The organism is Candidatus Pelagibacter bacterium nBUS_44 (genome assembly GCF_051200895.1).
Lineage (GTDB): Bacteria > Pseudomonadota > Alphaproteobacteria > Pelagibacterales > Pelagibacteraceae > Pelagibacter.
In genome coordinates this window covers 63,265-75,305 of record NZ_CP172838.1, presented here as the reverse complement: position 1 = coordinate 75,305, position 12,041 = coordinate 63,265, and the positions used below count along the sequence as shown (strand labels likewise).

Annotated in this window: 16 protein-coding genes and 1 tRNA gene; 9 read left to right on the top strand and 8 right to left on the bottom strand. The window is 29.6% G+C overall.

What is annotated here, in order from left to right:
* Positions 1-51 precede the first annotated feature (51 nt).
* From ACIJYB_RS00380 to ACIJYB_RS00345, 8 genes are all read right to left on the bottom strand, one after another.
* Positions 52-126 (bottom strand) — tRNA-Phe (locus tag ACIJYB_RS00380).
* 6 nt (positions 127-132) lie between these two features.
* Positions 133-348 (bottom strand): translation initiation factor IF-1, encoded by a 216-nt coding sequence (gene infA / locus ACIJYB_RS00375; RefSeq protein ID WP_023649077.1) that lies wholly within the window; start codon positions 346-348, stop codon positions 133-135.
* 2 nt (positions 349-350) lie between these two features.
* Complete coding sequence (hisD, locus tag ACIJYB_RS00370; RefSeq protein WP_435151150.1) at positions 351-1,634, bottom strand: histidinol dehydrogenase; 1,284 nt, start codon at positions 1,632-1,634, stop codon at positions 351-353.
* On the bottom strand, positions 1,634-2,032 hold the full coding sequence (locus tag ACIJYB_RS00365) for a DUF2948 family protein (RefSeq protein ID WP_435151148.1): 399 nt from the start codon (positions 2,030-2,032) through the stop codon (positions 1,634-1,636). The genes hisD and ACIJYB_RS00365 overlap by 1 nt, the downstream gene beginning before the upstream one ends.
* Positions 2,032-3,285, bottom strand: a complete 1,254-nt coding sequence (murA, locus tag ACIJYB_RS00360; RefSeq protein WP_435151147.1) for a UDP-N-acetylglucosamine 1-carboxyvinyltransferase — start codon at positions 3,283-3,285, stop codon at positions 2,032-2,034. Before murA ends, ACIJYB_RS00365 begins: the two co-directional genes overlap by 1 nt.
* Positions 3,286-3,287: 2 nt before the next feature.
* Complete coding sequence (gene dcd / locus ACIJYB_RS00355) at positions 3,288-3,842, bottom strand: dCTP deaminase (protein WP_435151146.1); 555 nt, start codon at positions 3,840-3,842, stop codon at positions 3,288-3,290.
* A 97-nt stretch (positions 3,843-3,939) separates the two neighbouring features.
* Positions 3,940-4,140, bottom strand: a complete 201-nt coding sequence (locus ACIJYB_RS00350) for a hypothetical protein (protein ID WP_435151144.1) — start codon at positions 4,138-4,140, stop codon at positions 3,940-3,942.
* A 177-nt stretch (positions 4,141-4,317) separates the two neighbouring features.
* Positions 4,318-5,040: a TVP38/TMEM64 family protein gene (locus tag ACIJYB_RS00345; RefSeq protein WP_435151142.1), complete on the bottom strand. Its 723-nt coding sequence runs from the start codon at positions 5,038-5,040 to the stop codon at positions 4,318-4,320.
* Positions 5,041-5,131: 91 nt separating this feature from the next.
* On the opposite strand from ACIJYB_RS00345, the gene rpmH reads away from it, so the two are divergent.
* Genes rpmH through ACIJYB_RS00300 form a run of 9 tightly spaced genes read left to right on the top strand, consistent with a single transcriptional unit; the run spans position 5,132 to position 12,020 of the window.
* Positions 5,132-5,272: a 50S ribosomal protein L34 gene (gene rpmH, locus ACIJYB_RS00340; RefSeq protein WP_008545591.1), complete on the top strand. Its 141-nt coding sequence runs from the start codon at positions 5,132-5,134 to the stop codon at positions 5,270-5,272.
* A 4-nt stretch (positions 5,273-5,276) separates the two neighbouring features.
* Positions 5,277-5,618 carry a ribonuclease P protein component gene (gene rnpA, locus ACIJYB_RS00335; protein WP_435151141.1) on the top strand — a complete coding sequence of 114 codons (342 nt, stop codon included), beginning with the start codon at positions 5,277-5,279 and terminating at the stop codon, positions 5,616-5,618.
* Positions 5,618-5,869 (top strand): membrane protein insertion efficiency factor YidD, encoded by a 252-nt coding sequence (gene yidD / locus ACIJYB_RS00330; RefSeq protein WP_435151140.1) that lies wholly within the window; start codon positions 5,618-5,620, stop codon positions 5,867-5,869. Before rnpA ends, yidD begins: the two co-directional genes overlap by 1 nt.
* The gene (gene yidC / locus ACIJYB_RS00325; RefSeq protein ID WP_435151139.1) at positions 5,869-7,545 is read left to right on the top strand and encodes a membrane protein insertase YidC; all 1,677 of its coding nucleotides are present in this window, start codon (positions 5,869-5,871) and stop codon (positions 7,543-7,545) included. Before yidD ends, yidC begins: the two co-directional genes overlap by 1 nt.
* Positions 7,545-8,411, top strand: coding sequence for an acetylglutamate kinase (gene argB, locus ACIJYB_RS00320; protein WP_435151137.1), 867 nt, complete (start codon positions 7,545-7,547; stop codon positions 8,409-8,411). The genes yidC and argB overlap by 1 nt, the downstream gene beginning before the upstream one ends.
* A complete protein-coding gene (locus ACIJYB_RS00315; protein WP_435151135.1) occupies positions 8,408-9,079 on the top strand; it encodes a pyrimidine 5'-nucleotidase in 672 nt (223 codons plus the stop codon). The genes argB and ACIJYB_RS00315 overlap by 4 nt, the downstream gene beginning before the upstream one ends.
* 22 nt (positions 9,080-9,101) lie before the next feature.
* Positions 9,102-9,932: a 2,3,4,5-tetrahydropyridine-2,6-dicarboxylate N-succinyltransferase gene (gene dapD / locus ACIJYB_RS00310; protein ID WP_435151133.1), complete on the top strand. Its 831-nt coding sequence runs from the start codon at positions 9,102-9,104 to the stop codon at positions 9,930-9,932.
* 4 nt (positions 9,933-9,936) lie between these two features.
* Complete coding sequence (gene dapE, locus ACIJYB_RS00305; RefSeq protein WP_435151131.1) at positions 9,937-11,094, top strand: succinyl-diaminopimelate desuccinylase; 1,158 nt, start codon at positions 9,937-9,939, stop codon at positions 11,092-11,094.
* Positions 11,091-12,020 (top strand): histone deacetylase family protein, encoded by a 930-nt coding sequence (locus tag ACIJYB_RS00300; RefSeq protein ID WP_435151129.1) that lies wholly within the window; start codon positions 11,091-11,093, stop codon positions 12,018-12,020. The genes dapE and ACIJYB_RS00300 overlap by 4 nt, the downstream gene beginning before the upstream one ends.
* Positions 12,021-12,041: the final 21 nt, after the last annotated feature.

Sequence of the window (12,041 nt, the reverse complement as noted above, 5' to 3'; positions counted from 1 at the left end):
AAAGCTAATTTGGTTTTTTAATAATTTCAAGATGAAAAAAGTTGATGATGGTGGTGCCTCGGGAAGGATTCGCACCTCCGACACAAGCCTTTTCAGGGCTCTGCTCTACTCCTGAGCTACCGAGGCAAAGAATTATCCTCTAAAGATTATTCTGCCTTTTGTAAGGTCATAAGGTGTCATCTCCACAGTCACGTTATCCCCTTGCAATACTCTAATTCTATTTTTTCTTAACTTACCTGCAGTATGGGCTGTAACCGTATGCCCATTCTCCAGCTTTACTCTAAACATTGCGTTTGGAAGTAGGTCCATGACCTTTCCTTTAAATTCAAGCAAATCTTGTTTAGACAATTTTATTTTCTCCTAATTCTTTTTTTAACAGATTGAGCATGTCCTGCTAATCCTTCATAATTTGCAAGTGTTATAACTGAAGGACCAAGACTTTCAATACCCTTTTTAGATAAGTTTATATAAGAAATCCGTTTATAAAATTCATTAACACTTACTCCACTTGAGTATTTTGCTGAACCATTAGTTGGCAATATGTGGTTTGAACCAACATTATAGTCTGTCATTGCCATTACAGCATATTTTCCAAGACAAATAGATCCTGAGTTTTTAATTTTTGGCACAAAAGAATTATAATTTTTAACATTCAGTTCTAAATGTTCAGGTGCTATCTTGTTCACTACATCAATTATTTTCTTATCAGAACTAATATGCATTAAAATTCCATTACTTGATAAGCTTTGTCTTGCAATAGAGGATCTTGGAATTTCTTTTAATTGTTTTGTAATTTCATTTTTAACTTTATCAATTAAGGATTTGTCTTTAGAAATTAATATGCATTGAGCAAGATTATCATGTTCTGCTTGTCCTATTAAATCGCTTGCAATCCATTCTGGATTTGAAAATTTATCACAAACAATAGTGACTTCTGAAGGGCCTGCAGTCATTCCCTCTATTCCAACATCACCAAAAACTTCTTTTTTAGCAGCAGCTACATAAGCATTACCAGGACCTACTATCTTATTAACTTTATTTATTTTCTTTGTTCCGTAAGCTGCAGTCGCAATCGCAGAAGGCCCACCAATTGAATAAATTTCTTTAATTTTACATTTACGCGCCGCATATAATACCGCTGGATTTTGTTTTCCTTTAAATCCTGGATTAATCATCACAACTCTTTTAACGCCTGCAACAATTGCTGGGATAGCATTCATTAACACACTGGATGGATATGATGCTGTTGAACCAGGCACATAAATTGCAACAGATTCTAAAGGAACATATTTATACTCAAGTTTATTTTTATACTTATCTACGTAAGAAATATTCTTAAATTTTTGAAGTGAATGAAATTTGTAAATTCTATTATAGGCAATATCAATTGCCTGCTTCACCTTTTTATCAAGTGATTTTATTGAATTAGAAATCTGTTTTTGAGAAGGAATAATTGCAGTGTTTTGATTAAATTTTTTTTCATATTTTACTATAGCTTTGTCTCCATTTTTCCTAACATCTTTAATAATACTTGAAACTGAAACTGAATTAGATTGTACTTTTCTCTTTCTTTGTAAAAGTAAACTATCTAAGTTTTTATCAAAATTTTTACTATTACTGTTTAATATTTTCATTAATCTTTAATTTCGTTTTGATCTTCCAGTCTTACTTCAATTGTTTCTGTAGTCAAAGCAATGTGAGCATTATTGTTGAAAATTAAATTAATCTCATAATCATCTTTATTTTTTAGATAATCTATTGCAATTAATTCTAAAACTAAATCTTCATTTTTTTGATCTATATTTTTAGATTTAACTTTATCTACACAATCAAACCTGCAAATGCTGTTAATTTTCTTATCTTCCTGATCAGTTTCAATTTTGGTTCTCTCAACCGATATCAAGAAAACTTTATTTTCTGCTAGGTATTTTATATCTAAAACTTTAACTTTTGCTCCAGCGGTACATGCTGAAATCATTTGTAAACCTTCATTATCCGAAGCTATAATTTTTGCTAAATATTTCTTATCCATTAATTAACTCTTCTAATTTTTGCTCCAACTTTTTTTAGTTTCTTTTCTATATTTTCATATCCACGGTCAAGATGATAAATTCTATTAATCACTGATTTTCCTTTTGCTGTTAAGGCTGCAAGTATTAATGAAACAGAAGCTCTTAGGTCTGTTGCCATCAATTCAGCTGCCGCAAAATTAATGTTACCAGTAACTTTAGCAGTATTACCATTAGTAGAAATTTTAGCACCCATTCGATTCAATTCAGCAACGTGCATAAACCTATTTTCAAAGATATCTTCTTTAATCACAGATTGTTTGTTAGCTTTACACAGCAATACCATTATTTGAGCCTGCAAATCAGTTGGGAAACCAGGATACGGTGCTGTTTTGATATTCATACTTTTAATCTTTTTATTACCAATAATGTGAACTTCATTTTTCTTAACATTAATTTTTGCACCTATTTTTTTTAAAGTATTAATTTCTGTTTGGATTATTTTTGGGACAACATTTTTTATCTTTAAATTTCCTGCTGTTACAGCAGCTGCAACTAAATAAGTTCCAGCTTCAATTCTATCAAACATAACCGAATATGTAATTTCTTTTACCTCTGATACTCCTTCAATTTTTACTGAGCGTTTGCTAGTCCATTTAATATTACATCCCATATTTTTTAAAAAATTAACTAAATCTTTAATTTCTGGTTCAATTGCACAGTTACTTAAAACTGTTGTTCCTTTAGCAAAACTCGCTGCAATTATTAAATTTTCGGTAGCACCAACTGAGATTTTTGAGAATCGAATTTTACTCCCAATTAATCCTTTTGCTGCAATAGCATGGACATACCCTTGGACAATTTTATATTTAACTCCTAACTTTGATAAAGCATTTAAATGTACATCAACAGGTCTAGTACCAATCGCACAACCTCCTGGTAAAGATACTTTTGCCTTACCAAATTTTGCTAATAAAGGTCCAAGCACTAAAATTCCTGCTCTCATAGTTTTAACTAAACTGTAAGGTGCAAAACTTTTGTTTTGTTTTATATTATCAATGACTAAGTTATTCTGATTGAATTTAATTTTAGATCCTAAGGATTGCAACAAACTAACCATCGTTTCAATGTCTTTTACCCTTGGTAAATTTTTTAAGTAAATTTTTTTTTTTGAAAGTAAAGTTGCAGCTAAAATTGGTAAGGATGCATTTTTTGAGCCTGATATTTTTATTTGTCCTTTGAGCTTATTAGCACCAAAGACTTCTAGTTTTTGCATAACTAAACTTTAGGTAACGTTACCCCAGTTTGACCCATATACTTTCCATCACGATCAGCGTATGTAACTTCTGGTTTTTCATTTCCCTTTAAAAATATAAATTGAGCAACACCTTCATTTGCATATATTTTAGCAGGAAGAGGTGTGGTGTTCGAAAATTCAAGTGTTACATACCCTTCCCAACCTGGTTCTAGAGGCGTAACATTCACAATAATTCCACATCTTGCATAAGTAGATTTACCAAGACAAATAACTAATACATCATCTGGAATTTTAAATTTTTCAACTGTTCTTGCTAAAACAAATGAATTTGGTGGAATAATACATTCTGATACATTTTTTGTAACAAAGTTTGTTGGTTTAAAATTTTTAGGATCGACTATTTCTGAGTTCACATTGGTAAAAATTTTAAATTCATCAGAAACTCGAGCATCATAACCAAATGATGATAACCCATAAGAGATGCTGTCTCCTCTGACTTGTTTTTCTTCAAAAGGAGAAATCATGTCTTCTTCTTTAGACATTTTTCTAATCCACTTATCTGAAAGAACTGACATTATTTAGTTTTCTTCTTAGTTTTTTTTTGAAAAAGTTTTCGTTTTTTTAAATTTTTTCTTAACGCTAAGCTTAAACGCTCATTTTTTTCTTTGGAATTCATTCTTTATCTGGATTAGTAAGAAAGTCTAATGTAATTGGCTTTGAAGCATCCAAAGTTTCAGGTTTAACTTCCTCTTCTTTTGGGCCTTCTTTCGCTAAACGTTTAGCTTTTTTTTCTGCAAGCTTCTTCTCTCTTTTAGCTTGCTTCTCCATAAGCTTATTACCTTTAGTAGATTTATAATCGTAATGAATTCCCATAAAATTTTCCTCACGTAGATATAAAGCATAATAACCAAAAAATTAAGGCAATATTTTGAAAAAAATGCTTTATTATCAATAAATATTATTTTGTTAATAAGCTCCTATAGATAAATGGTATATCAAGTCATTGGTAATGACTAATTTCCTGGTCAGTACAGGGTGGGAGCACCAAATTTAATTATTCTTATAAAATATTTTTCTAACAAAAATTGTAACAACCACTAATCCTAAAAATATTATTAGTGGAACATAAATATTTGGAGTAGTGATCACATCCATTATGCCTGGCGGCTCAAGATTCTGATCAATAATCTTTTCCAATCCACTTGCAATTGAAGTTACAATAAATAGCTGAGGAATCATTCCAATTAAAGTTGCCCAAAAAAAATTAGAAGTTTTAACATTAAAAATACAAGGTAAAATATTTGAAATTGCAAACGGAATACCTCCAACAAATCTATAAATTAATAAATATAAAAATTCTGATTTTTTGAATTTAAATTCAAGATTTTTAAACTTATTTAAAAATTTTTGTCTTATTAAATCTTTTAAAAAATAATTTGCAAAAATATAAAGACCTATTGCACCAATAGTCATTCCAGTGATTAAAAGTAAAGTTCCAAACCAATTTCCAAACACAAATCCTCCGAATAAAATAATTGGGCTACCAAAACCACCAGCTAAAGTCCAAATTATACAAAATAAAACAAACAAACTTGCAGATAAAATCAGATTGGATTTTTTTAATTCAAAAAAATAATCCCTGTTATTTTTTATAAACTCATAACTGGTGATCTCTTGAAAGGTAAATTTTGAAAAGAAAAAATATAAAAATAAACAAATAGCCGTAAGATAAAATAATCCTACAAATAATTTAATTTTTTTAGCTTTTTCCATTAAATACAATGCTAATTTTAAAATCTTCTATTTGCTATTTATATATTTAATTACTATAAAGAGCGAAAAATTAATAAATTTTAATCACATTATGAAGCGAACATATCAACCATCTAACGTTAAAAGAGCTAGAAAACATGGCTTTAGGTCAAAAATGAAAACTAAAGGTGGACAAAAACTTTTAGCTAGAAGAAGAGCTAGAGGAAGAAAATCATTAACTGTATCAGTCTAGATAAATGAAAAGCAAAATACTTGCTCTTTCAAAAAACGAAGAATTCAAAAATCTACTTAAGCAGAAAAAGATTTCTAACAAATATGTTACAATTTTTTTTGGTCAACTAACTGACAAAGATGACCGTAAACTTAATATTAGTTTTGTGACTAAAAAGAAAATTGGGAATGCGGTAAAAAGAAATAAAATTAAACGTAGATTAAGAAATATTGTTAATGAGGCAGTTAAAAAAGTAACATTAAAATTTAACTATTCATATCTTGTTATTGCTAAGTCAACTATGTTAAACAATGAGTACAAAAATATAAAAGAAACTCTATTTCAGGATTTAGAAAAAATTAAATAATGAACATCTTTACAATTATTTTAATTAAATTTATTAAAGGTTATAAATTCCTTATTAGTCCATTACTTGGTCAATCCTGCAGATATTTACCAACTTGTTCAGAATATAGCATAGAGGCTCTAAAAGAATTTGGTTTAGCTAAAGGTAGTTTTATGAGCTTAAAAAGAATTTTGTCGTGCCATCCTATAAAGTTTTTAGGAGGTGGAGATGGTTTCGATCCAGTTAAAAAAGAAATGAAAGTTAAAAAATAATGGATACTAAAAACGTCATTGCAGCTATTTCTTTGTCTGCTGCAGTTATTATTTTATATAGCTTATTTTTTGCGCCTCCCCCAATTACAAAAGAGAACTTAGCTGAAAAAAATAAAAATGAACAAAATTCAGATGCGCCTAGTTTGGATCAAAAAGAGACTATAACTGAAATTACAAGAGAAGAGGCTTTAAACCAAAATAAAAGAATTCAATTTGAAAATCAAAATATAGTTGGTTCGATTTCTTTAAAGGGTGCTGCAATCGATGACTTAACCTTTAAAGAATATAATGTAGCTTTAAATAGTGATGAGAAAGTTACTCTTTTAACACCAAGAAATACTAAAGATGGATATTTTATAGAGAGTGGTTTTATAACTTCTGATAAAAATATTGATATTCCAAATTCTAATTCGGTTTGGTCTGTATCAGGAAACAATAAACTAACTAATCAATCCCCAGTTAGATTATCTTGGACTAACGATCAGGGAATTACTTTTGAGAAAGAGATAAATTTAGATAACAAATTTTTATTCACAATTAAACAGAAAGTAATAAATCCAACAAAAAAAGAGTTTGATTTTTACACTTATGGTCAAATTATCAGAAAAGAAATTCCAGATATTTCCAATTTTTACATTCTTCATGAAGGTTTAATAGCAACATTAGATGAAGAATTAATTGAAGAAGATTATGATGACATTCAAGAAGAAAAGTTTTCAAGAACTTCGCAAAAAGGATGGCTTGGAATTTCTGATAAATTTTGGATCACTTCATTGATACCTCCAAAAGGTAAGGAATTTAAAACTACATTTGACTACAAAGATAAATTTAGAGCAAACTTTGTGGGAACAGAGCCTCTAGAATTAAAAGGAAACTCGACTATCGAAGATAAATTGCAAGTAATAGTAGCTGCTAAGAGAGTAGATGTAATTGATGGATACGCAGAGTCATTGAATATTGATAAATTTGATTTGGCAATTGATTGGGGGATTATGTATTTTATTACAAAACCTTTATTCCATGGCATAGATTACTTTTTTAAATTATTAGGAAATTATGGTCTTGCAATTATAGCAATTACATTTTGTATAAGACTAGCATTCTTTCCACTTGCAAACTTCTCATTTAAAAGTATGGCAAAAATGAAAGCTCTTCAGCCTGAAATGGCTAGACTTAAAGATCTTCATAAAGAAGATAAAATGAAATTACAGCAAGAAATGATGGCTCTTTATAAGAAAGAGAAAGTTAACCCTATGTCCGGATGTTTACCTATACTAGTTCAAATTCCAGTATTTTTTGCATTATACAAAGTGTTGTTTGTAACAATTGAAATGAGACAAATGCCATTTTTTGGATGGATACAAGATTTGTCAGAAAGAGATCCTACATCTCTCTTCAATTTATTTGGTTTATTACCTTATGATGTTCCCTCATTTTTAATGATTGGTGCTTGGCCTATTGCAATGGGTGTATCAATGTTTATTCAACAAAAACTTAATCCTGCTCCGACAGATCCTATGCAGGCAAAAATATTTATGTTCTTTCCACTTTTCCTAACAGTAATACTGGCACCATTCCCTGCAGGATTAGTAATTTACTGGACTGTTAATAATATTTTAACAATGGCTCAACAAGTGTTCATTATGAAAAGAACTACTATTAAAACAACCACTTAATGTTGGAAGTCAAAGAAGAAGAGTTAAAAAAGATCCTACCATCTGATGGCCCCTCAATTGATGAAGTAAAAAAATATTTAGAAAAATACAATGATGAATACATTGTTATTAAATGTGGTGGAAGTGTCCTAGTTGATCAAAACTTATTCGATATTTTTATAAAAGATATTACAACATTAAGTAAATTAGGTTTCATTCCTATAATTGTTCATGGTGGAGGTAAAAGAATAAGTAACAAATTAAATGAATTAGGAATTAATAGTGAATTTATAAAAGGACTTCGGATTACAGGAAAAGAAACTATTAAAATAGTTGAACAAGTTTTAATAGAATTTAATCAAGAGATAGTTGAAGCTTTAAAAAAACAATCTTGTAACAGTGAAACTGTTAACTCTAAAGACAACAATTTAATTACTGTAATAAAAGAAAATGAAGAATTAGGGTTCGTTGGAGCACCTACTAAGATTGATAGAACTATTATTGATAAAATCGTTAATGATAAAAAAGTACCAGTAATTGCCCCATTAGGCCAAGATGAAAATAATCAAACTTATAATATAAACGCTGATACAGCTGCTGGCTCAATTGCAAAAAAAATTGAGGCAAGAAGACTAATTATTATGAGTGATGTTGAAGGTGTTTTAGATAATAATCAAAAACTAATTCCTGAAATTAATTCGACTTCAATCAAAGAGTTAATTGAAAATGAAACAATTACTGGAGGCATGATACCTAAAATCAACAATTGTTTAGACGTTGCTAGTAATGGAGTAAAAGGTGTCGTAATCATTGATGGTAGAAAAAACCACTCTATACTTTTTGAATTATTATCTGACAAAGGATCTGGAACCCTAATTAGACAATGAAAGATTTAGTCGATATAAAATATTGGATATTTGACCTTGATAACACTCTTTATAGTGGTCAAACTCAGGTTTTTTCTGAAGTAGACAAAAAGATGTCTTCTTTCATCTCAAAAAAATTTAATGTTGATCTTGTAAAAGCTAAAGAAATTCAAAAAAAATATTTTTATGAATATGGAACAACGCTCTCTGGTTTAATGAACCATGACAATATAAATCCACAAGAATTTTTAGAATTTGTTCATGATATTGATATTAGTTGGTTGCCCAAAGACAAAATTTTAAGAGAAGAGCTTATTAAGATAAAAGAAAAGAAGATTATTTTTACCAATGGATCACATGCACATGTTGAAAACGTTACAAAACAACTTGGTATTGATGGATTATTTGATGGTGCCTTTGATATTACAGATGCAAATTATGTTCCAAAACCACACTTAGATCCATATCAAAAATTGATAAAAAAATTTGATTTAGATCCGAATCAATCAATTTTAATTGAAGATATTGCTCACAATTTAGAACAGGCTAAAAACTTAGGAATGAAAACTTGCTGGTTAGAAAATGACGAGACCTTTGCCAAAAAAGACTCTGGCAAACCATATATAGATTATAAGATTAAGAACTTGCCTTCTTTTCTTCAAGAAATTAATATATTAAAGAACAACTAAATTAACTATCTGAATAAAAAATATGAGTGATATTGAAAAAATAATAAATGATGCGTGGGTAAATAGAGATAATGTAAACCAAGACTCTGAGCAAAACTTGAAAGATGCAATCAATCAAATGATTGCTGATTTAGATAGTGGTAAAGTTAGAGTTGCAGAAAAAATTAATGGGGAATGGGTTACTCATCAACATATTAAAAAAGCTATTATGCTAAGCTTTAGAATTTACCCAATGGAAAATTTAAATGGACCTTATAGTAGCTGGTATGACAAAGCACATTTATTAAAAGGTAAGACAGCTGGTTGGACAAAAGAAGATCATGAGAAAGCTGGATTTAGAATGGTACCAAACTCTCCTGTAAGAAAAGGATCTTTTGTTGGTAAAAATGCAGTACTAATGCCATGCTACGTTAATATTGGAGCTTATATCGACGAGGGTACTATGATGGATACCTTCAGTCGTGCAGGCAGTTGTTGCCAAATTGGAAAGAATTGTCATATCTCTGCAGGAAGTGGAATTGGTGGAGTATTAGAACCTGCCCAAGCCTTACCAACTATTATTGAAGATAATTGTTTTATAGGAGCAATGTCAGAAGTTGTTGAAGGTGTCATTGTTGGAGAAGGATCAGTTTTAAGTATGGGAATGTATATTGGACAATCTACTAAAATAGTAAACAGAAAAACTGGAGAGATAACTTATGGAAAAATTCCTCCTTACTCTGTGGTAGTACCTGGATCATTACCAGATAAAAATAATGCCTCTGCTCCATCGCTTTATTGTGCAGTTATCATTAAACAGGTTGATGAAAAAACAAGGTCTAAAACTTCTGTTAACGATCTTTTAAGAGAATAGATTTATGGCTTCAATTAATGAACTTCAATTAGCTAAGGAGCTAATTAAATTTCCAACCGTAACACCTATTGATGCTGGTATAATGAAGTTCTTAGAAAAAAAGCTTAAAACGCTTGGTTTTAAAACTAAAATTTTAGAGTTTAAAGAGAAGAATAGCAAACCAGTAAAAAATCTTTATGCAAGACTTGGTAATAAAGGTCCAAATTTTTGTTATGCAGGTCACTTAGATGTGGTCCCTCCAGGAAATTTGAAAGATTGGACAGTAAACCCATTTAAACCCTCCATAAAAAAAGGTTACTTAATTGGAAGAGGTGCTAATGATATGAAAAGCTCGATTGCTGCATTTGTTTCTGCAGTCAGTAGTTTCGTTTCAAATAAAAGAAAATTTAACGGCTCTATTAGTTTTTTAATTACAGGAGATGAAGAAGGTGTTGCAATTAATGGAACTAAAAAAGTAGTTGATTACTTAAAAAAGAAAAAAGAAAAAATAGATTTTTGTTTAGTAGGTGAACCTACCAATCCTAATAAATTAGGTGAAATGGTTAAAATAGGACGAAGAGGAAGTATGACTGGTAGACTTACAATTATAGGTGTTCAGGGTCATGTAGCTTATCCTCAAAGGGCAAATAATCCATCAACAGCATTGGTACAAATTTTAAAGGAATTGAAAGAAATTAAATTTGATAATGGTACAAAGGATTTTCAACCTACAAATCTTGAGATTACTAAGATAAATATTGATAATTTTGCAGATAATGTAATTCCTGGCCTAGCTAACGCTAAATTTAATATTCGATTTAATAACAAGCATACTTCAAGTTCTATTAAAAAGAAAATTGATAGAATTATAAAAAAAATTAGTAATAAAAATAAATCAAAATATAAAATTGATTATAGTGTTTCTGGAGAAGCATTTCTTACAAAACCAAATAAAACAACTTTTATGATTAGAGATATCATAGAAAAAATTACAAAAATTAAACCTCAATTATCAACAACTGGCGGTACTTCTGATGCGCGATTTATTAGAAAAATAGCTCCATGTTTAGAATTTGGTCTAGTTGGTAAAACAATGCATAAAGTAGATGAAGCTGTTTCATTGTCTGATTTAAAAAAACTTACATTGATTTATTCAAATATTTTACAAAATTATTTTAAGTGAAAACTGGTCTAGTTACCTCTGATACTTATCAAAATCATAATACAGGAGAAGGACATCCAGAAAAAATTGATAGAGTAACAGCTGTTATTGATAATTTTCAAAAAATTGATAACAAAAAATTAATTTGGAAAAAACCAGCTAAATTTGATCAATCTTTATTAATTAATACACATTCTTCTAAATACATTGATCTCGTAAATAAATCATTTCCAGAAAATGGTTTGACTTTTCTTGACGGAGACACAGTTGTTTCACCTGGAAGCAAAGATGCTACTAAAGATGCCGTTGGATCAATAATTTCTGCTATAGATGGCGTTCAACAAAAAGAATTTAAAAATGCGTTTTGCGCTGTAAGACCACCAGGACATCATGCAGAAAAAGATAAAGCAATGGGATTTTGTATTTACAATAATGTTGCTGTTGGTGCTAACTATCTAATTAAAAAATATAATTATAGTAAAGTTGCAATTATAGATTTTGATGTTCATCATGGAAATGGAACACAGAACATTTTTTATGATAATGAAAAAGTGTTATACATTTCAACACATCAATATCCTTACTATCCTGGATCTGGCTCAGAAAAAGAAAAAGGTAAATTTAACAATGTTTTAAATGTTCCACTTGAAGCTGGCACCACTGCTGAGGAATATTTAAATGCATATGAAAATGTTTTAAAAAAATTAAAGGAATTTAGACCTGAATTTCTATTATTTTCTGCAGGTTTTGACGCTCACATTGATGATCCTTTAGCCCAATTAAAACTTGGCTCGGAAGATTTTTATCAATTAACAAAAAGAACATTGGAAATTTCTAAATCTATGTGTAATGGAAATGTAGTTTCAATTCTTGAAGGAGGCTATGATCTTAAAGCTCTTCAAGATAGCTCTAAAAGACATGTCGATGCACTGATAGAATTTAATTGATAATTAAAATATAAACTCTAA